We start from the raw sequence: 24244 nt of genomic DNA on the forward strand, positions 1-24244 counted from the left end.
GAAAGATCGCCGGAACATTTTGCCGCACCCCGGTGTTAACCTGAGGAATGAACTTCGTGGCACGTCGCGATATGAGGCAACGCTGCCAGCCACTGGGAGGAAAGGAGATTCCGAAATGAATAGCATCTTCTACGTCATTGGCGTCGTCGTCGTGGCGCTTGCCGTCATAAATTTTATCGCCTGACAGCGAGTCATCCGACGGTCCACCCGCTCAAATCAGATACGAACATGGAGATTCCCAATGGCTGACAAGTCGACACCCGCAAAGAAAAGCCCAGCAGCGAAGCGCACATCGTTCAAAACAGTGTCCGAGGCGTCAGTGAATTCGCCCGCCGCAAGGGCCAGTCTCGATAAGACTGACGAACGTGGTCCCGATCTTGGAACACAGGCCCGCGCCAAGGCTGAAAAGCTTGCGGATCAAGCCAAGGTTGCTGCTGGTGCAAAGGCCGATGACGTCAAAGACAAAGCGGGTCACCGGATATCCGACACCGCCGACACCATTCGGAATGCGGGCCGCGAATTTGGGGCCGACAGCTATCAGGCGTATGCCGCCGACTATCTGGCCGACAGCCTGAACAAGGCGGCTGAACGCATCCGGACGCATGATCTCGAGGGCGTCGCCCTTGAAGCCAGTGCTTTCGCCCGCCGTAATCCCGCGGTCGTGTTGGGCGGGGCCGCTCTTCTGGGCTTTGCTGCGGCGCGCCTGCTCAAGGCATCTGACAGTCGGGGGCGGGCATGAACGATCAGTCCCCCAACTCCGGCAAAGGCCCTGTCAATTTGATCAACGATATACTGACGCACGTGACGGCACTGATCCGAAAGGAATTCGACCTTGCCCGCGCAGAGATATCAGAGAACATCAATCGCGCTGCCGTGGCTATCGGCCTATTGGTCGGCGCGCTGATTGTCGCGCTGGTATCTTTGAACGTTTTGGCCGGGGCGCTGGTTGCCGGGGTTGCGAAGCTTGGCGTTGCACCCGGATGGGCGGCGCTGATCGTGGGGGGAATCATGGCACTCGTTGCGGCCGTGATGGTCGCCAAAGGCGTGCGTGATCTGAAACTGGTCAGCCTCGCCCCGACCCGGATGGCCAAGAACATCCGCCGCGATGCCGAAGCCATGAAGGAGTCGATATGATGTCCAAAAATCAATCCACCGACGAAATCGAACGCGACATCGAGGGCGAACGCGTTGCGCTCGCCCGTGCGGTGGAGGAATTGCAACGCCAGCTTTCCCCCGACGCCATTGCCATACAGGCCCTCTCGGTTCTCCGTTCCAATAGCGGCGACATGGTGGGCTCCATTGTCCGGCAGGCCCGCGAGAACCCCTTGGCCTTGGCCGTGACCGGAGCCGGGCTTGCCTGGTTGATTACTGGTCCAGCCGCGCGGTCGAATGCGACAGTCGGTTCACCCGATCCGAAGGTCGACTATGACCGAAGCGAGCACCCAAAGGCCCCCGGTCTTCGCCGTTCAACACCTGACGAGAGCTTCGAGACGCGCGTCGGGCACGCTCACAAAGAAAGTCATAGCTACGATCCGACAATCCGCGCAGATCCGGAGCAATCGTCGGAAACAGAAACCAACACCGCGCCGGGTGATTGCAGCCTGCGTGACCGTTTGATGGAGGGAACTGAAATGATGACCGATGCCGCACGTGACCGCGTGATCGCCGCCCGCGAAGCCGCCATTGCTGCCGAGCGGCGTCTCGAGGCGCAGGCGCGGGACTATGGCTCCGCCGGCAAGGATGCGTTCGAGGGACACCCCTTGATGGGTGCGCTCGTCGCCTTTGGTGTCGGTGCCTTGGCCGGTGCGCTATTGCCGCGCACGCGGGTCGAGGACAGGAACCTTGGTGCCGCCCGCGATCATGCGCAGAAGGAAGCGGAGAGCGTCTACCGCGCCGAAGCAGCGAAGCTTCGCGCGCGAATGGAGGAGACGGCAGCAGATGGCATTACCGCTGTATCCGACCCCCATCGCAATCAGGCGGATGAAAAGACCGGCAAAGCCGATCATGACGAGAGCAAGGGGACGACCGTCAACTAAGGATCAATGGCCCCAAACTCGAAAGGGCGCGCCTTGGCTGGACACGCCTTTTCACATTTCACTATGGTCGGCAGCTCCGAAAGCGAAGTTTCAGCCCCTTGCGGCGATGACCAAGACTTCGACTCGCAAATCGGCGCGGGCCAGCCTCGCTTCCCCGCACGCGCGAGCGGGGGCGTGCCCCTTGGCGACCCAGGCATCCCAGACGCCGTTCATTTCCGCGAAATCAGCCATGTCCGCCAGCCAGATCGTAGATTGGAGTATCTGGGTCTTGTCGACGCCGGCCTCGGCCAGCAGCGTGTCAATCTTGTCGAGGCAGGATTGCGTCTGCGCCGCGACGGTTTCCCCTTCGCCGACTTGCCCGGACAGGTAGATGGTGTCGCCGTGCACGACAATCTGGCTCATGCGCTGACTGGTGTGATGACGAGCGATGTCAGTCATGGGGATGTCTCCGATAATGCACCATGGGGCTTGCGCCCAAAGCGGGCCGGGGTCAACGTGAGGCTATGAAGACAGTAAAAGATATGGTTGCTGCCGCCCGTGCGCAGATCGAAGAATGGGACGCAGCAAAGCTGAAGGCTATGCCTGACGCGGTGATCGTCGATATCCGCGACGTGCGTGAACGGGCCAAGGGCAAGATTCCGGGGTCGGTGCACGCGCCGCGCGGGATGCTGGAGTTTTGGTGGGACCCCACCTCTCCCTATCATCGCGACGTGTTTGCCGGGCCAGGCCCTTATGTGCTGCATTGCGCATCGGGTTGGCGGTCGGCCCTTGCCGCGGCCACCTTGAAGGACATGGGGTTCGAAGTCGCACACCTGCGCGGCGGCATGAGTGAGTGGGTAGAATCGGGCGGCACTGTCGACGTGCCAGATGAGAAGTAGTGCCAGGTTCCATTTCTTGGGGGTAACCGGGGACACGATCCGGCCCTGGCCTCAGCCGTCGCGAGGCCGCCATTGTTCCGATACTGCACCCATTCGCCGACTTGAGCGCCGTCAGGCGTCGTCGGGTCCCGCAGAACAGCAATGCGGCGGTACGCGCTCCGATTGAATCAGCGCCCTGCAAGCATCGTGCCCGGAGGGGATGATGAACATCAGGATGATGACATCGCTTGGTCGTTTCCTGAAAGTTGAAGCGCTCTTGTTGCGGGCCTGCGCGTAGACCGGTAGCGCACCGCAACCGGCACGTCCGTCTTGATCTCCGTGACCTCTGCGAGGGCATTAACCAGTGGCCCTACTCGTAGTCCGGTTCGTTCAGCCGCCGATCCGCAGAGAAAGGATCGACAATCCAGAGGTGTTTTTGGATGGCCATCCGGGTGCGGGGATTCTGCGCACGCGATCCATACATGTTTCGCGGGGTCGGCTGCCCCGCGCGCCATGTCGTTCTTTACGAACTGCAACAAGCAAGTGACGAAATGAAATAGGGGGCCTTTCAAAATTTTTGGCGTGACCGATGCCGTTCGGGCCATCGCGACGCTTTTGGCGGATTTTATTCGGGCTCATCGTCGCGGTGGGTGACCCGCGCGCGACCTAGGTCCCGAGACTGACAAGAAATGCCTGTAGGCGTTGTGGCTTAGCGATCTGTCGGTGAAGTCGTGTGCCCGATCCTGGGTCTTGCATGTCGCTGATTGAAACAGGCGTCGACGGTGTGCGGTCGTGGGAAATGCCGGTCAGATCATCCGCCCAGATATTAAGAACCCCCGCCTCATTTCTGACGCGGGGGCTGTTTTCGAAATCCGGATCATTCGGCCGTAAGAAGCGGTGGCTTCTTTTTGGTGATCTTGCCCGGTCCGGGCTCGGAGAAGCGCAGGTCGAGCTTGCCATCCTTGACGCCGACTTTTACCAGGCCGCCCTTGGCAAGCTTACCGAACAGCAATTCTTCGGCCAGTGGCTTCTTGACGTACTCTTGAATAACGCGTCCCAAGGGGCGCGCGCCCATCTTGTCGTCGTAGCCCTTGTCCGCGATCCATTCCGCAGCGGCCTTGGTCAACTCTATCGACACGTTGCGATCCAAAAGCTGCGCTTCCAGCTGGAGGACAAACTTCTCGACCACCTGCAGGATTGTATCCTTGGGCAGCGCGCCGAAGCTGATAACGGCGTCCAGACGATTGCGGAACTCGGGCGTGAACGTCCGTTCGATCGCGGCTGTATCCTCGCCTTCGCGCTTGGACCGTCCGAAGCCGAGTGGTTCGCGCGCGGCGTCGGATGCACCGGCGTTGGATGTCATGATGAGCACCACGTTGCGGAAGTCGACGGCACGACCGTTGTGATCGGTCAGTTTGCCGTGATCCATGACCTGCAACAGGATGTTGAAGACATCCGGATGGGCTTTCTCGATCTCGTCGAGAAGCAGCACGCAATGCGGATGCTGATCAACGCCATCGGTCAGCATTCCACCCTGGTCGAACCCAACGTAACCCGGAGGCGCGCCGATCAGACGTGAGACCGCGTGCTTCTCCATGTATTCCGACATGTCGAAGCGCAGCATTTCAACGCCCAGCGTATCCGCCAACTGCTTGGCCACCTCGGTTTTGCCGACGCCGGTGGGCCCTGCGAAAAGGTAGTTACCGATCGGTTTTTCGGGTTCACGCAAACCGGCGCGCGCCAGCTTGATCGCGGATGACAGCGCTTCGATGGCTGCGTCCTGTCCGAAGACGACGCGCTTCAGGCTGCCCTCCAGATCACGCAGAACCTCCGAATCATCCTTGGAGACGGTCTTTGGCGGAATGCGCGCGATCTTGGCGACAACATCCTCGATCTCTTTCACGCCGATCGTCTTGCGGCGTCTGCTGTCGGGCAACAGAGCCTGGGCCGCGCCAGCCTCGTCGATCACGTCGATCGCCTTGTCGGGCAACTTGCGATCATTGATGTACCGCGCCGACAGTTCCACCGCGGTCTTTATCGCCTCGGCGGTGTATTTGATCGAGTGGTGATCTTCGAAATAGGTCTTCACCCCTTTCAGGATCTTCACGGTATCCTCGACCGAGGGCTCGTTCACGTCGATCTTCTGGAAGCGGCGGCTCAGCGCGCGATCTTTCTCGAAGTGCTGGCGGAACTCCTTGTATGTGGTCGACCCCATCGTCCGCAGCTTGCCACCGGCCAGCGCGGGCTTGAGCAGGTTCGAGGCATCCATCGCGCCGCCCGACGTGGCACCCGCACCGATCACGGTGTGGATTTCGTCGATGAAGAGAACGGCATCGGGATGCTCTTCCAGCTCGGTGACGACAGCCTTCAAACGCTCCTCGAAGTCACCACGATACCGCGTCCCAGCCAGCAACGCGCCCATGTCGAGGCTGTAGATCGTGGCACCCGACAAAACCGCCGGGACTTCGCCCTGCACAATCTTGCGGGCCAAGCCTTCGGCGATTGCGGTCTTGCCCACGCCGGGGTCACCAACGAGCAGGGGGTTGTTCTTGCGCCGACGGCACAAGACCTGAATTGCACGTTCCACTTCGTGGGAGCGGCCGATCAAGGGGTCTACGTCGCCCTTTTCGGATTTCTTGTTCAGGTCGACCGTGTATTTGGCCAGTGCGCTCTCGCGGTTTTCGGAAGGATTCGGACCCGAAGCTTCGGCTTCGCCGAAACTGTCGCTCTCGTCTTCATCGCCCTGCAAGGGGCGATGGTCGCCGAAATCCGGGTCTTTGGCCACGCCGTGCGCGATGAAGTTCACCGCGTCGTAACGGGTCATGTCCTGCTCCTGCAGGAAGTAGGCCGCGTTGGATTCCCGCTCCGCGAAAATCGCGACGAGCACGTTGGCCCCCGTAACCTCCGTCCGGCCGGAAGATTGGACATGGATCGCGGCGCGCTGGATCACGCGCTGGAAGGCCGCGGTGGGGACCGCTTCGGATCCTTCGACGTCTGTCACGAGAGTCGAGAGGTCATCTGAGATGAACTCTTCAACAGTCTTCTTCAAATCGTCGAGGTTTACGCCGCAGGCCTGCATGACGCGGGCGGCATCAGGTTCGTCTATAAGGACAAGCAGGAGATGCTCCAGCGTGGCCAACTCGTGACGACGGGCATTGGCTTGGGCCAGGGCCGCATGAATGGCTTGTTCCAGTGTGTTCGAGAACGAGGGCATGGTGCTCTCCTGCCTGTATGCGGTTCACGGGAGTATGGACCGCGTTTCTTTAAGTTTTGGTTGTCAGCGACGTGTCTTCAAGCTTTTTTCTTGTTTTATCGCTGATCCGTGATCGCGTGATGAAAGGGCAACGCATTATTTCAGTCGGATCGCCGCTTCAGAAGGCATCCTTCGCGCGGCGAGCCGCAGCGAACGTGTCGACGTCTGGCTGCCCGGTGGTTCCTGTCGCGGCCTTCAGATCGGGGTCATGCGCCCGCAGGAACGGGTTGGTGTGGCGTTCTGCCATCAAGGTGGACGGTACGGAAGGCTGACCCCGGCTCCGCAATCCCTCCACTTCGGCTAGTCTAGAAATAAGCGCCGGGTTGCCCGGTTCAAGGGACAAGGCAAAGGTCAGGTTCGACGTTGTGTATTCGTGACCCGACGCGATCAGCGTCGCATCCGGCAAGTCCGCGAACTGGGCGAGCGAAGTGTACATCTGTTCAGGCGTGCCCTCGAACAGACGCCCGCACCCCGCGGCCATCAGGCTGTCGCCGGTGAAGGCAATGCCGTCGAACAGGTAGGCGATGTGATTTATCGTGTGCCCGGATACGTCGATGACATGCCCGGTTTCCGTGCCGAGCGTGACCTCGTCGCCGGGCGACAGCGGGTGGTCCAACGTCGGCAGGCGGTCCGCGTCCGCCTTGGCACCCCAGACTTGTGCGCCGGTGGCGGCGACCAGATCGGCCACGCCATCAACGTGATCCCAGTGATGGTGGGTCAGCAGGATGTCCGTCAGTTGAAGGTCGTGGTCCTTCAGCGCGGCAAGGATCGGGGCGGCATCGGGTGCGTCGACCACGGCCACGCGATCGCCCGACCGAATGATGAATGCGTAATTGTCCGACAGGCAAGGAACCGTGATCATCGTGTCGGAAAGGGTCATGGTAATCTCCGCTGGTCTGGATAGCATGACAGGTAGGAGCGGAAGGGCAATGAACAATGCATCTCGACGTGTTGGACCTGCGGCAATTCTATTATCGCACGCGCCTGGGCCGTGCTGCGCAGAAGGCTGTGCGCGACCGGCTGGTCGAGCTGTGGCCCGAGGCCAAGGGACAAACAGTGGTGGGATTCGGCTTCGCGGTCCCGCTTCTGCGCCCATATTTGGCGACGGCGCGCCGGGTGATCGGCCTCATGCCGGGGCCGCAGGGCGTGATGCATTGGCCTGCGGGGATGGCAAACGTTTCGTTGCTGGTCGAGGAGACGCTATGGCCGTTGGACACGGGGGCGGTGGACAAACTGGTCCTGCTCCATGGGTTGGAAACATCCGAAAATCCGACTGCCGTTCTTGATGAATGTTCGCGCGTGCTGGGGCCGGGGGGGCGCGCCGTGTTTATCGTGCCCAATCGTTCGGGCCTTTGGGCGCGGCGCGATGGGACGCCGTTCGGCTTTGGTCGCCCCTATTCACTGGGCCAGCTTGAGGCGCAGGTGAAGCAGGCCGGCCTGATCCCGGAGCGTCACGCCGCAGCGCTGTTCGCGCCGCCTAGTGACGGCAAGTTCTGGCTGCGGTTTGGCGGCTGGTTCGAGCGTCTGGGGCAAAGACTGTCCCGTTCCGGAGGAGGCGGGGTCATCCTGCTAGAGGTATCGAAACAAGTGCCCGCAAGGCCGCGTGCGGGGTTGGCTTCGCGCGTGCGCCAACCGCTTCGTGTGCTGGAGGGCGTGCCGGAGCCGGTCGCGGCCGGTCGCAGCAGTTGATGCGATCCGATCCCGGCGCAACGCGCGATCTTGCATCAATATATTCATCTCGGACCTGATGTGCCGATCCGGCAATGCCCCGGCGAAAGCAATTGAGCGCAACAAGACCCCGAACGCCGCATGGGGAAGCGACTCAATTTCTGCCGGGATAATAGCCGAGTGAGCGCAAAAATTCAGCACCTGGTGTCCCGATGAAGCCTGACACCCCGGTGATGCAGGCAGATTTCGGTATGCTGACCTGCAAGGCAACAGTCCTGACGTGGTGGGGCCTTGATCCAGTGCATGACGTTTGCAGCGACCGCCCTGGCGGGCCGTGCGCTCTTTGTGCGCCTGCTGTTTTCACTGGAGGGCGAATCGCACCCGGTTTCGACGCGGCACCTATCACGAAACCAAAATCAGCCCCGCGCAAGGCTGATGATCGGGATGGAACTGCGGCGTTCAAGCGCTGTTGCAGGGTGCGAACCCCTCTGCTAGAGGAAGCGCGATTTCGTGATCCGGCCCCTCTCGGGACGGGTCTGTATAGGGTCGGCCAACGCTGGTCGCGCCAAAAAGACTGTCGAAAGGGTGGACGTGTCCGAACCAGCTTCGATTTCCACGGGGATTGCCGCGCGATACGCGCGCGCTGTCTTCGACCTCAGCCGCGAAAGCGGCGATCTCAAGGCCCTCGCAAGTGATGTCGCGGCTCTGGACGAGGCGATCAAGGCCTCGCCCGAACTGCGCGGCGTCCTGACCTCGCCGGTCATTTCGCGCGAAGAGCAGGGCAACGCCGTCTCCGCCGTCGCGGCCAAGATGGGGCTCGGCGCGGTTGTGGCGAACACCCTCAAACTGATGGCCTCCAAGCGCCGTCTGTTCGTGACGCCGCAGATGGTCGAGGCGCTCAAGGGCATGCTCGCCGACGACGCCGGCGAGGTAACTGCCGAGGTGCGCGCGCCCAAGGCGTTGACCAAGACACAGTCCGAAAAGCTGTCCAAGGCGCTGAAGGCGTCCACCGGCAAGGACGTGAACCTAGATGTCACCATCGACGACGGCCTCATCGGCGGTCTCGTGGTCAAGATCGGCTCGCAGATGATCGATACGTCGGTCCGCGCGAAGCTCAATGCACTCCAGAATACGATGAAAGAGGTCCGGTAATGGCGATCCAGGCAGCGGAAATCTCCGCGATCCTCAAAGATCAGATCAAGAACTTCGGGCAGGACGCCGAAGTCGCCGAGGTCGGACGCGTGCTGTCCGTCGGTGACGGTATCGCCCGCGTCTACGGTCTGGATAACGTCCAGGCCGGCGAGATGGTCGAGTTCCCCGGCGGTATTCAGGGCATGGCGCTGAACCTCGAAGCCGACAACGTCGGCTGCGTGATCTTCGGCTCGGACCGGGACATCAAGGAAGGCGATACCGTCAAGCGCACGAACTCCATCGTGGACGTGCCCGCCGGTAACGAGCTTCTGGGCCGCGTCGTTGACGGTCTGGGCAACCCGCTGGACGGCAAGGGCCCGATCAACGCCTCCGAGCGTCGCGTCGCCGACGTGAAGGCCCCGGGCATTATCCCACGGAAGTCGGTTCACGAGCCGATGGCGACCGGCCTGAAAGCCGTCGACGCCATGATCCCGATTGGTCGCGGCCAGCGCGAGCTGATCATCGGCGACCGTCAGACCGGCAAGACAGCCGTCGCTCTCGATGCGATCCTTAACCAGGCTTCCTATAACAAGGCAGCCGGGGACGACGAGAGCAAGAAGCTCTACTGCGTCTACGTCGCAATCGGTCAGAAGCGTTCGACCGTGGCCCAGCTGGTGAAGCGTCTGGAGGAGACGGGTGCGATCGAGTATTCGATCGTCGTCGCCGCCACCGCCTCTGATCCGGCACCTATGCAGTTCCTGGCCCCCTATGCCGCGACCGCGATGGCCGAGTTTTTCCGCGACAACGGCCGCCACGCCCTGATCATTTATGATGACTTGTCCAAGCAGGCCGTTTCCTATCGTCAGATGTCGCTGCTGCTGCGCCGCCCGCCCGGCCGTGAAGCTTATCCCGGCGACGTGTTCTATCTCCACTCGCGCCTGCTGGAGCGGTCGGCCAAGCTGGGCGACGATTATGGCAACGGATCGCTGACGGCCCTGCCGATCATCGAAACTCAGGGCGGCGACGTTTCGGCGTTCATCCCGACCAACGTGATTTCGATCACCGACGGCCAGATCTTTCTGGAAACCGAGCTGTTCTATCAGGGCATCCGTCCCGCCGTGAACACCGGTCTGTCAGTGTCGCGCGTCGGGTCCTCGGCCCAGACCAAAGCCATGTCTTCGGTTGCGGGCCCGGTTAAGCTTTCGCTGGCCCAGTACCGCGAGATGGCCGCCTTCGCGCAGTTCGGCTCGGACCTGGATGCCTCCACCCAGCAACTGCTGGCCCGTGGCGCGCGTCTGACCGAGTTGATGAAGCAGCCCCAGTATTCGCCGCTGACCAACGCCGAGATCGTCTGCGTCATCTATGCGGGGACCAAGGGTTACCTCGACAAGGTTGCTGTAAAGGACGTCGGTCGTTGGGAGGCGGGCCTGCTGGCTCACCTGCGCAACAAGCACCCCGAAGTGTTGGCCGACATCACTGAAAACGACCGCAAGGTGAAGGATGATCTGGCCGACAAGATCGGTGCGGCCATCGACGGTTTCGCCTCGAACTTCGCTTGAGGGGGCAGATAAATGCCCAACCTCAAGGACCTGAAGAACCGGATCGCGAGCGTTAAATCGACGCGCAAGATCACGAAGGCCATGCAAATGGTCGCGGCGGCCAAGCTTCGCCGCGCCCAAGATGCGGCCGAGGCGTCGCGCCCCTACACGGAACGGTTCAATGCCGTTCTGGGTGGTCTGGCGGCGTCTGTCGGCGGCTCCGACACGGCCCCTCTTCTGCTTTCGGGCACCGGGTCCGAACAGACGCAGTTGCTGATCGTCATGACCTCCGAGCGGGGGCTGTGCGGTGGCTTTAACGCCAACATCGCCAAGCTGGCCAAGACCCACGCTGACAAGTTGCTGGCGCAGGGCAAGACAGTGAAGATCCTGACTGTTGGCAAGAAGGGCCGCGAGTCGCTCAAGCGCGAGTATGGTCAGTATCATACCGGGCATGTCGACCTGTCGAACGTGAAGCGCATCGGCTACGCAGACGCCGTTGGTATTGCCACGGACGTGCTCAAGCGGTTCGAGGAAGGCGACTTCGACGTCGCGACGATCTACTATGCGCAGTTCCAGTCGGTGATCAGCCAGACGCCGACCGCGCAACAGATCATTCCCGCCAAGTTTGAAGCGGGCGATGAAGTTTCGACCCTGTACGACTACGAGCCCAGCGAAGAGGCCATTCTGGCCGATCTGCTGCCGCGCGGTGTCGCCACGCAGATCTTTGCGGCTCTGCTGGAAAACGGGGCGTCCGAACAGGGCGCGCGGATGTCCGCGATGGACAACGCGACGCGCAATGCGGGCGAAATGATCGACAAGCTGACGATCGAGTATAACCGCTCGCGCCAGGCCGTCATCACCAACGAGCTGATCGAAATCATTTCGGGCGCCGAAGCGCTCTGACATTGGCCGGTGCCTCGGCACCAGAGAAACCGGAGAGACATACGACATGGCAAATGCAGTCGGAAAAATCACCCAGGTCATCGGCGCCGTCGTCGACGTGCAGTTCCCCGATGAACTGCCGCAGATCCTGAACGCCCTCACCACCGAGAACGGGGGTAAGAACCTAGTCCTCGAAGTGGCCCAGCACCTTGGCGAGAACACGGTTCGCACCATCGCGATGGACGCCACCGAAGGTCTGGTTCGCGGCCAGAAAGTCACCGATACCGGCGACCAGATACGCGTTCCCGTGGGCAATGCGACCCTTGGGCGGATCATGAACGTTACCGGCGAGCCGGTGGACGAAAAAGGCGAAGTGAAGACAAAGGAAACGCGCGCGATCCACGGCGAAGCCCCGAGCTTTGCCGAGCAATCGACCGAGACCGAAATCCTCGTGACGGGCATCAAGGTCATCGACCTGATGGCCCCCTACACCAAGGGCGGCAAGATCGGCCTGTTCGGCGGTGCCGGGGTGGGCAAGACGGTTCTGATCATGGAACTCATCAACAACATCGCCAAGGTGCACTCGGGTCTGTCCGTGTTCGCGGGCGTCGGGGAGCGGACCCGCGAGGGGAACGATCTCTACCACGAAATGATCGAATCCGGCGTTATCGTTCCTGATGACCTCGAAAAGTCCAAGATCGCTCTCGTCTATGGCCAGATGAACGAGCCTCCGGGTGCGCGGATGCGCGTTGCCTTGTCCGGCCTGACCTTGGCCGAACAGTTCCGCGATCAGTCCGGATCGGACGTTCTGTTCTTCGTCGATAACATCTTCCGGTTCACGCAGGCAGGCTCCGAAGTGTCGGCCCTGCTGGGTCGTATCCCGTCGGCAGTGGGCTATCAGCCGACGCTGGCAACCGATATGGGTGCCATGCAGGAGCGGATCGCGTCGACGCGGTCGGGGTCCATCACATCGGTTCAGGCCGTTTACGTGCCCGCCGACGACCTGACCGACCCAGCGCCGGCCACGTCGTTCGCGCACCTTGATGCGACGACGGTTCTGGACCGTTCGATCTCGGAAAAGGGCATTTATCCGGCTGTGGATCCGCTTGGTTCAACGTCGCGTCTCATGGACCCGGCGATCATCGGCGAGGAGCATTACGAAGTTGCCCGCGATGTGCAGGGGGTGCTTCAGCGCTACAAGTCGCTGCAGGATATCATTGCCATTCTCGGAATGGACGAACTCAGCGAAGACGACAAACTGGCGGTGACGCGGGCGCGCAAGATTGAGCGTTTCCTGTCGCAGCCCTTCGACGTCGCCAAGGTCTTCACCGGCTCCGACGGCATTCAGGTGCCGCTGGCCGACACGATCGCCTCGTTCAAGGCCGTTGTTGCCGGTGAGTACGATCACCTGCCGGAAGGTGCCTTCTACATGGTAGGTGGCATCGACGACGTGAAAGCCAAGGCCGAGCGCATGGCTGCGGAGGCCGCATAAGCCATGCAGTTTGAACTCGTCTCACCCGAGCGGCGGCTGGCCTCAGAAGAGGTCACGGCCGTTCGCATCCCCGGCGCGGACGGGGACATGACCGCCATGGCGGACCACGCGCCGACGATCACGTCGCTGCGGCCCGGCATCCTGACCATCGAGACATCGGGCGGCGAGGATTCCTTCGCCGTGACCGGTGGCTTTGCCGAAATCGGCGAGGGTGTGACCGTTCTTGCGGAACGCGCCCTGCACGTTTCCGATGTGACGCAGGCGGTTATCGATGACTGGGTTGCGGAAGCTCATGCCAAGCACAAGGAAGCCAGCGGCGATGCGATAGATGTCGCGGCCAAGCTTCTGGCAGACATGGTGGCCATGGGCGGCCATATTGGCCTGTATCCCTCTCAGGGCAATTCGTGATCTGGACTCACCGGTTGTGCTGCATCCGACACGTCACATTCAAAGGCCCCTGCAGAGATGCCGGGGCCTTTGCTTTTGCCAAGCTACTTGGCCTATGAATATTCGGGCGAACGCTGACCTAAGGTTTTGAATGCGCAGATTATCCAACCATCTGATCGGCATTCAGCAGGGCAGCCACGTCATGTTCTCGGATTTCGAGACCGGTGGCCCGATGTGGTCCGGCACCGGCACGCGAGAGGCGCGTTTGCGCGTCGAGTTCGAGGAAAGCTTCAAGGCCCCGCCCGCGATCCTGACGGGGCTTGCAATGTTCGACATGGACGAAGGCTCCAACCAGCGGGCTGACCTGAGTCATGGGAACGTCACCGAGGCAGGGTTCGACCTTATCTTTCGCACTTGGGGCGATACCCGAGTCGCCCGCGTCCGCGCCGACTGGACCGCCATCGGTGAAGTGCGCGCCGTGGATGAATGGGACGTGTATTGAGACATTTGCGTCTTTGACATTGCCCGGCTCGCGCCCCCAGAGAAGGCGGGCACGGCGACCTTGGTCGTGCGGAATTGCCTGGGGCTGACCATGAAGACCTTCATCAACGGCTTTGGGCGTATTGGCCGGTCGATCCTGCGCGCGCACCTGACAGGAGCGGGGCAGGGCTGCGACGTGGTTGGCATCAATGATATCGCGCCGCTGGAGACCTGTGCCTACCTCTTCAAGTACGACAGTGTCTTTGGCCCATGGCCCGGAACCGTCGAGGCAAAGGACGGGGCACTGGTCATCGATGGGCGATCCATTCCCTTCCACCGAACCCCCGATCTGCGAACCCTGTCGCTGGGCGGTGTGGAGCTGGTGATGGAATGCACCGGCCACGTAGACACCCGGCCCGAGGTGGAACGCGGATTGCTTGCGGGCGCGTCGAAAGTGCTGATGTCTGGCCCGTCCGCCGTGGCTGACGCGACAATCGTCATTGGGGCAAATGACGTGGCGCTGAAGCCTGCGCATCGCATTGTCTCCAACGCCAGTTGCACCACCAATGCGGTCGCGCCGCTGCTGGCGGTGCTGGATCAGGCCTTCGGCGTCACGACCGGATCGATGACGACCATTCATTGCTACACTGGCAGCCAGCCGACTGTGGATATGGCCCTGGGTGGCCCGCTGGCCCGGTCGCGCGCAGCGGCGCTGTCGATGGTGCCCACGACGACCAGCGCGGGACGCCTGGTGGACGAAGTTCTGCCCCACCTCGCGGGGCGCGTGCCCTGCCAGTCGGTCCGGGTCCCGGTCGCCAGTGTCTCTGCCGTTGACCTGTCCTTCGTGCCCAAAACCCGTGCGACCGTGGCCGAAGTTAACGCTGCCCTTTATGCCGCGGGCGGGGTCATCGGGGTCGAGGATGGCCCGCTGGTCAGCTCTGACCTGCGTGGACGCCCTGAAAGCTATATCCACGCCAGCGGGGAAACACGTGTCGGGCAGGGCGGATTGATCCGTGTATTCGGCTGGTACGACAACGAGTGGGGCTTCGCGAACCGGATGTTGGAGTTGGGCCTCAGAATGGCCGGCTGAGGCGCAGGACGCCTGCGGGTTCCACGGTATGGCCGTCGTATTCCGACGGATGGCTGGCATAGTTGAAAACGAACCGTTCCGTTGCCGTATCGCGTACGCGTAGCCCTTCGGGCAGGAACGTCACCCTCAGCCCCACCTCCCGCGCCAGAGCGCCCATGATCCGACGCGCCGCTGCCTTGTTGGGCCAGCCCGCCAGATGCAGACGCTTGCCTGCCCGCAACAGGACGGCTGTACCGTCTATCGTCCGTTCGATCACCTGTGCGTCGCTTTCCAGATGTTCCAGCCATAGGCCGATGCCGCCGCCATTCTCTAACCCGCGCGGAGAATCGGGCGGGAAGGTCTCTTCCATCAGCGATGTCGCCTCCAACCCCGGAAGGTTCGGCCCAATCGGCATGGCGATTCCCAGTTCGGCGGTCTTCAGATCGGTGCGGGGGCCTGTCAGCACGAGACCCTTCGCCGTTTCGATTGCCGTGCGCAAAGGTTCGGAAAGGGTGAGCATTCCCGGCACAAGCGTCAGGGCATAGCGATCCAAGCAAGCTGTGTCCGGCGAGAGTATATCGACGGATAAACCTAGGCTGCGCAGCGCACGATACAGGTCCAGGCAAAGTGCGAAATGGTCGAAACCCGCCCCTTGTGGCTGCACCTCCCACGCCCATTGGGAAACGTAATCGAAGATCAGCGCGACCGGGGCCTGCGCCGGGACGACATCGGGCGCGTCGCGCAACTCTGCGGCGACCTGCGCGGCTTCGGCAAAGCCCGATGCCTCGGTCGAGTCCCGGCGCAGCAGGCCGGCGTGCTGTTGTTCCTGGCCCTGCGGGAACTGTCGCCAGCGGAACCAGCAGACCGCCTCAGCGCCGTGGGCGAACGCCTCCCATGACCAAAGGCGCACCATACCCGGCAGGGGGGCGGGGTTCCACGGGGCCCAGTTCACCGGCCCCGGCTGCTGCTCCATGATCCACCAGCGTCCGTTTCCACAGGCGCGGTACAGGTCATGGTGAAATGCCTGAAAATCCGGGTCTCCCTGCCGCAGGTACGCCGCCGTGTCGCCGCCGGGCACGCGGTCCAGCAGAAAGCCCAACGGGTAGCTGTCCCAGGTCGCGATCTCCATCTGGCGGCCCGTTGCATAGTGGTCGAACTCCGTCACCCGGCCCATGTAGTTGTGCGATATCGGCGCGTTTGAATGCGCCCGGATCGCTTCCACCTGCGCCGCGTTCCAAGTAACGACCATGTCCGAGGCGAAGCGCCGAAAGGCGAGTGCATGGGCGGGGTTCGGCTCGGTCACGGTCAGATTGGGTAGGTCGATCTGATCGAAGCTGGAGTAGGTCATCGACCAGAATATGTTTCCCCACGCCTCGTTCAGGGCCTGAATGGTTCCGTATTTGTCTGCCAGCCAATTCCGGAACGCGTCGCGCGCCACCGGTGACCAGCTGCGCACCGTATCGTGGCAACCGTATTCGTTGTCGGTCTGCCAGGCGGCAACCCGGTTGCCGTACCGCGCGGCCATCCGTCCGGCCATCGCAGCGGCGGCGTTCCGGTAACCGGCGTGGGCGAAATCGTAATGGCGCCGCGATCCAAAGGCGCGCGGTCGCCCCTCGGCGTCCCAAGCCAGCATGTCTGGGAACCGATCCAGCATCCAACGGGGCGGCGTCGCCGAAGGCGTGCCCAGCACGACCGACAGCCCTGCTTCGGTCAATACATCGATCGCCCGGTCAAGCCAGTCCCAGTTATAATCGCCGGGTGCGGGCTCCAACATGCTCCAGGCGAATTCGCCGATCCGTACCCAGGTCAGGCCCAGTTCCGCCATCCGGCGCGCGTCCTCGGGCCATTGGGATTCGGGCCAATGTTCGGGATAGTAGCAGACGCCGAGGGTGCGTTTCACAGGATGACTTTCCGTTCCGGGATACCCCTGACCGGCATATCGGCGACCCAGGTGCGACCGCCGCCGGAATGATGATCTTGCGCGTTGTCGTCCAGACCTTGCGTGGCCGAGGTCACAAAGATCTGCCCCAGTTTCTCCCCGCCGAAAGCGGGACAGGTCGTATGCGCCGCGCCGCAGGGCAGGGCCATGCGGAAGCGTCCATCCGGCCCATGGCAAGCGACGCGCCAGGCCCCCCACTGTGCGATCCACAGATTGCCCTGTGCATCGCAGACGGCACCGTCCGGGGCGAGGCCCACGCCCGAGAAGTCGATGAACAGCTCCGGCTTGCCCGAGGGCCAGCCCGCGCGGTCGATATGCTGCTTCCAGATCGCCCCTTTGGCCGTATCGGCGAAATAGGCCGTGTCGCCGCCCGGCGAGAAGCAGATCGCGTTCGGGATCGTGATGTCGCGGAAGATCTGCCGCACCTCGCCCCGGAAATAGCGGTAGATCGCGCCCGCGCCCTCTTCGGCGTTCCGGCCCATCGTTCCGATCCAAAAGCCGCCGACCGGGTCCGCGCGGCCGTCGTTCGACCGTGTATCCGGCTGATCGGCCTCCAGCGGAGCGATGATCGCACGCGTCCCGGTTTCAATGTCAAACGACCAGAGCGCGCTGGCCCCCGCCACCATAAGGGTATCGCGGTCGATCCAGCCTGCGGCGCTGACGGGCTCGTCGAAATCCCAGGCCAAGGCGTCGTCGCCCACCCGCGACAGCAGACGCTGGCCCGTGATGTCGAACCAGAACAACTGCTCCCGCTCCGGATGCCAAAGCGGACCTTCGCCAAGCGCGCAGGTGCGATCGTCATAGATGCGAACGGGCGTCATGCCATGCTCCCGCGTCCCGCTGCCTTGTCAAAGGCCGCGACGATCCTGTGCGCTCGGGCTGCGATCTCTTCGATCGGCAGATCAGGAATATAGGCCGCGGTCCCCAGTCCGAACCCATCGGCCCCCGCGTCGAGCCATTCGCCGAAATTCTCGGGACCTGCACCGCCCACGGCATAGACCGTCGTGCCCACCGGCAGAATTGCCCGGATCGCCTTCAGCCCCGATGGCCCGGCCACCGAACCAGGGAACAGTTTCAGGCCTGTCGCCCCGGCTTTCAGTGCGGAAAACGCCTCGGTCGGGGTGAAGACCCCCGGCCAGCTTTCCATCCCGAGGTTTCGTGTGGCCCGGATCACGTCGGGATCCGCGTTTGGCGATACGATGATCCTGCCCCCGGCGTCTGCGACCGATTGCACTTCCTCAACAGAAAGGACGGTGCCTGCTCCGATCAGCGCCTGCTGGCCGAAGGCATCGGCCATCGCCGCGATGGAGGAGAGCGGTTCGGGCGAGTTAAGTGGCACCTCGATCTTGGTGATGCCAGAGTTGAGCAGCGCCGCGCAGGCAGGGATGGCGTCGGGCGGGGTGATCCCGCGCAGGATGGCGATGAGGGGGCGTGTCATTCAGGTGCCTTTCGCAGCGGTCAGCCCGGCAAGCGTCATGTCTCGGGCAGGCAGGATTTTGGGGTTCAGCCCCTGGGAGGTGAGGGCGGCGGCATAGGCGCGGGTTGTCTTGTCGGAGCCTGTGATGACGATGTCGCGCCCCATCCACCACGGCTTCGTGGCCGCCAGTTCCGCACCGATCAAGAGACCCGACAGGATGCCACGCCCGATGGCGGCGTCCTGCCCATGCAGAAGGTCGGCGGCGCGCAGTTCGAACATCTTCGCAATTAGCGTCTCGGGGCGCGACAGGGCATCCGACACGGCAGCGAGGAACGCATCCTCGTCCCAGCCGTCCCCGCTCAGAGAATGCCGCAGCACGGTTTGGCCGGTCAGGGTTGCGAACAGCTCCCCGGTCATCACAGTGCGGAAGCTGACGATTTCGCCGGCCGACAGATGCGCCCATTTCGTGTGGGTGCCGGGCAGGCAGGCGACGCCCTCGAACTCCGGCAGCTTGGCCAGGATGCCCGCGATCTGCGTTTCCTCGCCGCGCATGACATCCGGGTGGGGCTTCAACTGGCGCACGCCCGGCACGATGGAGACGTCCAACCGGGCGTCCTGCGTCGTCACTTTCGTCAGTCCGCTGTCCAGCGGTGTGCAAGGCAGGCTGCGATAAGCTGCTTCGGCCCAGCCCTGTCGCGCGCCGACCATGCCGCAGGCGATGACCTGCGTCGGCCCGTCGATCCAGTCGCCGGCCATCGCCAGCAGCGCAGGCTCGAACTGCTCGCGCGTCAGGGTGTTCATGCCCTGGTCGCTCTCTCGCGTCTCAAGGGCACGCGTCCCGTCCATCCGGGTAATGCGGAGCGTTGTGGTGCCCCAGTCGGCCGCGATCCAATATGTCATGTCAGCCCGTTACCACGACGCCGCCATCCACCACCATGGCCTGCCCGGTCATCATTCTTGATGCGTCAGACGCAAGGAACAGCGTCGGGTTCACAATGTCCGCCGGTGTCAGATGCTCTTTCAGGCAGGCGCGATCCAGATGAGCCCTGAGGCTTTCCGGATCGGCCCAAAGCTCCAGCTGCTTGGGTGTCAAAACCCATCCGGGAGCCAGCGCATTCACCCGGATTCCGTTCGGCCCGAACTCGCGGGCCAGGCTGCGGGTCATGCCCGTGATGCCTGCGTTCGCCGTGGTATAGATCGCGTATCCCGCGTTCCCCATCATGTAGCTGATGGAGGAGAAGTTAACGATGTGCCCTCCACCGACGGTTTTCATGCCGCGAATGGCGTTCTGACAGGCGAAGAAATAGGCCTTCAGGTTGATCGCGATGGACCAATCCCAGAAGGCCTCGTCCACCTCCAGCGAGGCGTGGCGTTTATCGTTGGCCGCATTGTTGATCAGTCGGGTGATTGGCCCGTGGGCATCGGCGGCGGCGTCCATTGCACCGCGCAGGGCACCCAGGTCGGTGATGTCGCCTTGGACGAACAGGGGTTTGTTCCCGGTCTCTTCGGTCATTCGCGCGACGAAATCGCTCGCATCCGAGCGCCCGATGAAGGCGACTTTTGCCCCCTGTCTCAAGAACCCTTCGGTCAGGTCCGCGCCGATGCCGGATCCGCCACCGGTGATGAAAACGGAGGCACCGTCGAGATCCGGGTAGGTCGCTGTCTGGGTCATTTCGGCTTCCCTTCAGGATTGGTTTGTCGCGGGCATTGGGTGCATCTGCACTTTATTGTCTGGGCGGGGCAACGGGCATCACAGACGGTGCCCTTCGATCACCCACATGGTCTCCGGGAAGCTCCATGGCAGGGTAACTCCGTGTTGCATCAACCAAGCGCCGGAGACGTCCATCGGCCCCTCCTTGAGGATCGGATCGCCCCGCGAAAGGTCGGGGGCATCATTTCGATTGATCAATTCGATCCGGTAACGCGCGGCCGGATCAAGCGCCGTCAGCCGCAGGGGGCGCGGCGCGATCTGGTTGGAGGTAGCCGCCTTGCCGGCGAAGACGACGAAGCGGTGCCCGTCACGCGGCATCTGCTGCTCGGCCAGAATGGCGGGATCGCTGCTGTCGAGGCGAAGAATATCCGCCAGCGTGGTCCAGTCGCGGTTGGCCTTCCACCAGGCCGTCACCTCGGTCAGGACGGCGGCCTCGTGGTCGGTCAACTCGCGGGGGTCCATCTCGAACCCCAAATGGCGTTGGGCGGCGACCCAGGCACGGAAGCTGATGTCAAAGACGCGCCCTGACGTGTGGCATCGGCGCGGACCGACGTGACTGCCCGAGACGGCCATCGGCAGGAACAGCGCCGCGTCGTGCTGAATGCGCAGGCGTTCCAGCGCGTCGTTGCTGTCCGACAGCCAGACCCGCTGCGCGCGTTTAAGAATACCGAAGTCGATGCGTCCACCACCGCTGGCGCAGCTTTCGATTTCCACGTTCGGGAAATCCGCCCGCAGCCGATCGAGAAGGGCATAGGAGCCGCGCGTCTGTTCCGCGTCGGGCATCGGCAGCACGCGATTGTGGTCCCACTTGATGTAGTCGATTTCATGGGCGGTCAGGATCGCGGCCATCCGGTCGAAGATGAAGTCCCGCACCTTGGGCAGGGCCATGTTTAGGGCCTTCTGCTGGCGGCCCAGGGTCTGATCCTCCGCGCCCAGTGTCCATTCGGGGTGCGCGCGGTAGAGGTCGCTATCGGGGTTTATCATCTCGGGCTCAAACCAGATGCCGAAGGTCATGCCCGTACCGTGCACGTGGTCGATCAGCGGGCCGAGGCCGTCCGGATATTTGCGCGGGTCCACGGTCCAGTCCGAGAGGGACCGGGTGTCGTCGTCGCGCTGCCCGAACCATCCATCGTCCAGAACGAACCGTTCGGCCCCGAGTTCGGCGGCGCGGCTGGCGATGTCTTTGAGGACGGGCAGGTCGTGGTTGAAATAGACTGCTTCCCAGCAATTGTAGTGCACCGGCCGGGGCACGCCGGGTCTGGGCCAGTTAACGATGCGGTCGCGCAGGTGCCGCTGAAACGCGGTCGCGCACCCGTTCAGCCCGGTTTGGGAACAGGTTACGTAGAGAGTTGCACTCTCGAACCGCGTGCCCGCCCGCGTCTCCATCCGCGCGGCATGGCCCCATTGGACCTGGCGGCGCCCGTCAGGGAGTTCTTCCGCGATCATCCTGTGCCCACCGGACCAGCCGTAGTGGAAGCCGTAGGCCTCGCCCTGGGTGTTGGTCGCCCCGGAGCACGGGATCAGAAGGCCCGGAAAATGTTCGTGCCCGGTGCGCCCGGTCCGGTTTTCGCGGGCACGGATGCCGGGGGACCAAGCGGTGCGGTTGAGCTGAAACTCCCCGCACCAGCGCCCCGTGACGTCGATCATCTCGTCCGAATGTTGCGGCGCGGGCAGGACCGGCGCGGCCAGCCAATGAAGGTGGACCGGGGTTCTTGCCGTCAGAACCGTCTTCGCCGTGATGACCCGCGTCGCCGCGTCGGTCGTGAAGCGGAACCTGAGGGTAAGCCCGGCGTCGGCATCGCCATAGGTGAAGTCAAGGGACGTCGGGCCTTGGGTGGCGTCGCGGTAGGCAAATCGGGGCAACATCGGCACGCCGTTCCCGTCGCGCAGGATCAGGCCGGGCTGGCCGGGAAAGGACCGCGACGCCTCGGGGCATAGGCCCAGGTCGGGGTTGGCGTCCAGCATCCCGCCGGTGACGTCGATGGCATTGGCGCGGGCAACGGTCTCCAGGTTTTCGTCCATGGGCAGGGGCGCGCCCCAGTAGACAACCTGCGGCTGGCGGTCGCCCGCGGCCGCCAGGACCATGGTCTGACGCGCCCCGTTGGTCGGATCATGATCGTCAAGGCGCCAGGTGCGGATCAAGGGGGCACCCGCGGAGGTGGAAGAAGTCATCGGCAGGTCCGAGGTGGGGGTTATTTGACGGCACCCAGCGTGAGGCCCGCGATGAAGTGCTTCTGCATCAGGAAGAACATGGCCACGGGCGGAAGGGCGGCGACGATGCTGCCCGCGCTCATCAGGTGGTAGGCCGCGCGGTATTGCGAGTTGAAGGCCGTGATGCCCGCCGTGACCGGCTGGCTGTCTGGGCCCTGAGTCAGTACGATTGCCCAGAAGTAATCGTTCCAGATGAAGGTGAAGATCAGCACCGAGAGAGCCGCGATCGCGGGCTTCATCAGGGGCAGCACGACATAGACGAAGATGCGCCATTCGGAGACCCCTTCGACCCGCGCGGCCTCGATCAGGGGGAAGGGGAGCGCGCGGATGAAATTGCGCATGAAGAGGGTGCAGAATCCGGTCTGGAACGCGATGTGGAACAGCACGAGGCCGGTCTTCGTGTCGTACAGGCCAAGGTCCAGCGTCAGGTCGCGAACAGGCACCATCAGGATCTGAAACGGCACGAAGTTACCCGCGATGAACATGAAGAAGATCAGAAGGTTGCCCTTGAACCGGTAGATGCCCAGCGCGAAGCCGGTCATGCACGACAGGGCCACCGCACCGATCACCGTGGGAATGGTGATCAAGGCAGAATTGAGCAGGTAGCGCGGCATGTCGCTCTCGAAGAAGACCTTGCCGTAGTTGTTGAACAATTCGAACGAGCCGGGGACGCCCCAGTAGTTGCCTTGGGTGAAATCGGTATCGGGTTTGATCGAGAAGAGCATCACCGCAATCAGCGGCAGCAGCCACAGGATCAGCGCGATCGGCAGCAGGCCCTGGTAGGTCAGTTGCCACTGGCGGGAGGATTTGGCGATGGGGGTTGGAAACATCTACAGCGCCTCGCGCGTCGCTTTGGGCAGGTTGGCCCGGATGGTGTCATAGCTAACTCGGATGCGGTGCTCGGCCTCGGCCACCTCTGTCGTGGCATACGGCAGGCGTACCCAATCGGGCCCGAAAGACGGTGAGCGGACGGCCACGCCTGCGTCGATAAGCATGGCCGCTGTCTCTTTATCCGCGCATTTGACCGAGACGCGGTTTCCCCCACCCGGCCCCCCGAAAGCCACGAACGTCCGGCCGGCCAGTTTCCAGCTGTCGAATTCCCCCGGTCCAGACGGGTTGGCACTGGGCAGCGCGGAGCAGAGTGCGTCGATATCGGACCGTTCGAGAGGCAAGCCAATCACCGCGCCGCCCTTTCATCCCGCCACATGGACCACAGGAAATATCCGATGAAGATCAGCATCAAAAGGAACAGCACCACCGCGATGGCCGCGCCGTAACCCATGCGGAAGCCGTATTCCGACAGCGCCTTTTCGAACATGTAGAACGACAGCACGCGGGTCGAACCGAAGGGGCCACCATTCGTCATGATCGAGATCAGATCGAAGGACCGCAGCGCGCCGATGATGGTGACGACAAAGGCGATGAAGGTGGCCGGTTTCAGTTGCGGGATGATGATGTACCAAAGCATCTTCCAGCGCTTTGCGCCGTCAAGGCGCGCGGCCTCGATCTGTTCGGGGTCAACTGCGTTCAGGCCAGTGAGGTAGAGGATCATGCAATAGGCCGTCTGTGGCCAGATACCCGCCGCGATGATGCCATAGGTCGCGGTGTCGGGGGAGCCGAGGATGTTAACGCCGGTGATCCCGAACCACTCCAAGACGATGGCCAACATGCCGACGTTGGGCAGGTAGAACCATGAGAACACGAGGCCGACGACAACCTGCGAAATCACGAATGGAAAGAAGAACAGCGACTTGTAGAGGCGGATGCCCGTCACTGTCTGGTTCAGGAACAGCGCGATGGCCAGGCCGAGCGGGATCGCCAGCAGGTACAGCAGCAACCATCGGATATTGTTCCAGAAGCTGATCGAGAAATTCCGGTCGCTGGCCAGCTCGCGGTAATTCTCCAGCCCGATGAACTTTCCTTGTTCGGTCAGGTCGCCAAGTCCGTCCCAGCGATAGAAACTGACCTGGAAGGACTGAAAGATCGGCAGGATCACATAGGCCGCGAAGAACAGCACGCCCGGCAGCAGGAACAGCCACGGCGTCAGCGCGATCTCGTTGCGCTTGTACCAGCCGCGCCTGGGTTGTGACGCGTGGGTCGTGGGAACGGCGGTGGCATTGGTCATTGCATTGCCCTCGGGTCAGCGGCTCGGATTGTCTGCGGCACATGCGGA

The 24244-nt window shown here is 62.8% G+C and carries 24 protein-coding genes; 12 read left to right on the plus strand and 12 right to left on the minus strand.

Annotated features, from left to right (window positions below; all coding sequences use genetic code 11):
- Window positions 1–241: 241 nt before the first annotated feature.
- From BLV27_RS04510 to BLV27_RS04520, 3 genes are read left to right on the plus strand one after another with little or no spacing between them, the layout of a single operon-like run.
- The gene (locus tag BLV27_RS04510) at window positions 242–739 is read left to right on the plus strand and encodes a hypothetical protein (RefSeq protein ID WP_092643093.1); all 498 of its coding nucleotides are present in this window, start codon (window positions 242–244) and stop codon (window positions 737–739) included.
- The gene (locus tag BLV27_RS04515; protein WP_092643096.1) at window positions 736–1134 is read left to right on the plus strand and encodes a phage holin family protein; all 399 of its coding nucleotides are present in this window, start codon (window positions 736–738) and stop codon (window positions 1132–1134) included. The genes BLV27_RS04510 and BLV27_RS04515 overlap by 4 nt, the downstream gene beginning before the upstream one ends.
- Window positions 1134–2036: a DUF3618 domain-containing protein gene (locus tag BLV27_RS04520; protein ID WP_170831349.1), complete on the plus strand. Its 903-nt coding sequence runs from the start codon at window positions 1134–1136 to the stop codon at window positions 2034–2036. Before BLV27_RS04515 ends, BLV27_RS04520 begins: the two co-directional genes overlap by 1 nt.
- Window positions 2037–2126: 90 nt before the next feature.
- Here the strand turns inward: BLV27_RS04520 and BLV27_RS04525 are convergent, their stop codons facing one another.
- On the minus strand, window positions 2127–2474 hold the full coding sequence (locus tag BLV27_RS04525) for a RidA family protein (protein WP_092643104.1): 348 nt from the start codon (window positions 2472–2474) through the stop codon (window positions 2127–2129).
- 65 nt (window positions 2475–2539) lie between these two features.
- Here BLV27_RS04525 and BLV27_RS04530 point away from each other — a divergent pair, with 65 nt between their 5' ends.
- A complete protein-coding gene (locus BLV27_RS04530) occupies window positions 2540–2914 on the plus strand; it encodes a rhodanese-like domain-containing protein (RefSeq protein ID WP_092643107.1) in 375 nt (124 codons plus the stop codon).
- A gap of 856 nt (window positions 2915–3770) precedes the next feature.
- Here the strand turns inward: BLV27_RS04530 and clpA are convergent.
- Window positions 3771–6107, minus strand: a complete 2337-nt coding sequence (gene clpA / locus BLV27_RS04535; RefSeq protein WP_092643110.1) for an ATP-dependent Clp protease ATP-binding subunit ClpA — start codon at window positions 6105–6107, stop codon at window positions 3771–3773.
- A gap of 157 nt (window positions 6108–6264) precedes the next feature.
- A complete protein-coding gene (gloB, locus tag BLV27_RS04540) occupies window positions 6265–7026 on the minus strand; it encodes a hydroxyacylglutathione hydrolase (protein WP_092643113.1) in 762 nt (253 codons plus the stop codon).
- 56 nt (window positions 7027–7082) lie between these two features.
- Here gloB and BLV27_RS04545 point away from each other — a divergent pair, with 56 nt between their 5' ends.
- The 8 genes from BLV27_RS04545 (at window position 7083) to BLV27_RS04580 (ending at window position 14814) form a co-directional block, all read left to right on the plus strand.
- Window positions 7083–7835 carry a class I SAM-dependent methyltransferase gene (locus BLV27_RS04545; RefSeq protein ID WP_092643116.1) on the plus strand — a complete coding sequence of 251 codons (753 nt, stop codon included), beginning with the start codon at window positions 7083–7085 and terminating at the stop codon, window positions 7833–7835.
- Between the two features lie 570 nt (window positions 7836–8405).
- On the plus strand, window positions 8406–8966 hold the full coding sequence (locus BLV27_RS04550; protein WP_092643833.1) for a F0F1 ATP synthase subunit delta: 561 nt from the start codon (window positions 8406–8408) through the stop codon (window positions 8964–8966).
- The gene (atpA, locus tag BLV27_RS04555; RefSeq protein WP_092643119.1) at window positions 8966–10504 is read left to right on the plus strand and encodes a F0F1 ATP synthase subunit alpha; all 1539 of its coding nucleotides are present in this window, start codon (window positions 8966–8968) and stop codon (window positions 10502–10504) included. The genes BLV27_RS04550 and atpA overlap by 1 nt, the downstream gene beginning before the upstream one ends.
- A 12-nt stretch (window positions 10505–10516) precedes the next feature.
- A complete protein-coding gene (locus BLV27_RS04560; RefSeq protein WP_092643122.1) occupies window positions 10517–11386 on the plus strand; it encodes a F0F1 ATP synthase subunit gamma in 870 nt (289 codons plus the stop codon).
- Between the two features lie 46 nt (window positions 11387–11432).
- Complete coding sequence (atpD, locus tag BLV27_RS04565; RefSeq protein ID WP_092643125.1) at window positions 11433–12857, plus strand: F0F1 ATP synthase subunit beta; 1425 nt, start codon at window positions 11433–11435, stop codon at window positions 12855–12857.
- A 3-nt stretch (window positions 12858–12860) separates the two neighbouring features.
- A complete protein-coding gene (locus BLV27_RS04570) occupies window positions 12861–13265 on the plus strand; it encodes a F0F1 ATP synthase subunit epsilon (RefSeq protein WP_092643128.1) in 405 nt (134 codons plus the stop codon).
- 130 nt (window positions 13266–13395) lie between these two features.
- Window positions 13396–13746, plus strand: coding sequence for an H-type lectin domain-containing protein (locus tag BLV27_RS04575; RefSeq protein WP_092643131.1), 351 nt, complete (start codon window positions 13396–13398; stop codon window positions 13744–13746).
- A 90-nt stretch (window positions 13747–13836) separates the two neighbouring features.
- Entirely contained in the window at window positions 13837–14814 is a 978-nt protein-coding gene (locus BLV27_RS04580) for a type I glyceraldehyde-3-phosphate dehydrogenase (RefSeq protein ID WP_092643135.1), read from the plus strand.
- Here BLV27_RS04580 and BLV27_RS04585 read toward each other — a convergent pair.
- From BLV27_RS04585 to BLV27_RS04625, 9 genes are all read right to left on the minus strand, one after another.
- Window positions 14798–16693, minus strand: coding sequence for a beta-galactosidase (locus tag BLV27_RS04585; protein ID WP_092643138.1), 1896 nt, complete (start codon window positions 16691–16693; stop codon window positions 14798–14800). The genes BLV27_RS04580 and BLV27_RS04585 overlap by 17 nt on opposite strands.
- Window positions 16690–17553 carry an SMP-30/gluconolactonase/LRE family protein gene (locus BLV27_RS04590; protein WP_092643141.1) on the minus strand — a complete coding sequence of 288 codons (864 nt, stop codon included), beginning with the start codon at window positions 17551–17553 and terminating at the stop codon, window positions 16690–16692. Before BLV27_RS04590 ends, BLV27_RS04585 begins: the two co-directional genes overlap by 4 nt.
- The gene (locus BLV27_RS04595; RefSeq protein WP_092643145.1) at window positions 17550–18170 is read right to left on the minus strand and encodes a 2-dehydro-3-deoxy-6-phosphogalactonate aldolase; all 621 of its coding nucleotides are present in this window, start codon (window positions 18168–18170) and stop codon (window positions 17550–17552) included. The genes BLV27_RS04590 and BLV27_RS04595 overlap by 4 nt, the downstream gene beginning before the upstream one ends.
- Window positions 18171–19049, minus strand: coding sequence for a 2-dehydro-3-deoxygalactonokinase (locus BLV27_RS04600; protein ID WP_092643148.1), 879 nt, complete (start codon window positions 19047–19049; stop codon window positions 18171–18173).
- A 1-nt stretch (window position 19050) separates the two neighbouring features.
- Complete coding sequence (locus BLV27_RS04605; protein ID WP_092643151.1) at window positions 19051–19821, minus strand: SDR family NAD(P)-dependent oxidoreductase; 771 nt, start codon at window positions 19819–19821, stop codon at window positions 19051–19053.
- A 78-nt stretch (window positions 19822–19899) separates the two neighbouring features.
- Window positions 19900–22032, minus strand: a complete 2133-nt coding sequence (locus BLV27_RS04610; protein WP_092643154.1) for an alpha-galactosidase — start codon at window positions 22030–22032, stop codon at window positions 19900–19902.
- Window positions 22033–22052: 20 nt separating this feature from the next.
- On the minus strand, window positions 22053–22901 hold the full coding sequence (locus BLV27_RS04615) for a carbohydrate ABC transporter permease (protein ID WP_092643157.1): 849 nt from the start codon (window positions 22899–22901) through the stop codon (window positions 22053–22055).
- Window positions 22902–23243, minus strand: a complete 342-nt coding sequence (locus BLV27_RS04620; RefSeq protein ID WP_425283637.1) for an MmcQ/YjbR family DNA-binding protein — start codon at window positions 23241–23243, stop codon at window positions 22902–22904.
- Between the two features lie 5 nt (window positions 23244–23248).
- Window positions 23249–24196, minus strand: coding sequence for a carbohydrate ABC transporter permease (locus BLV27_RS04625; protein WP_092643163.1), 948 nt, complete (start codon window positions 24194–24196; stop codon window positions 23249–23251).
- Between the last annotated feature and the right edge of the window lie 48 nt (window positions 24197–24244).

The organism is Jannaschia faecimaris (assembly GCF_900107415.1).
Lineage (GTDB): Bacteria > Pseudomonadota > Alphaproteobacteria > Rhodobacterales > Rhodobacteraceae > Jannaschia > Jannaschia faecimaris.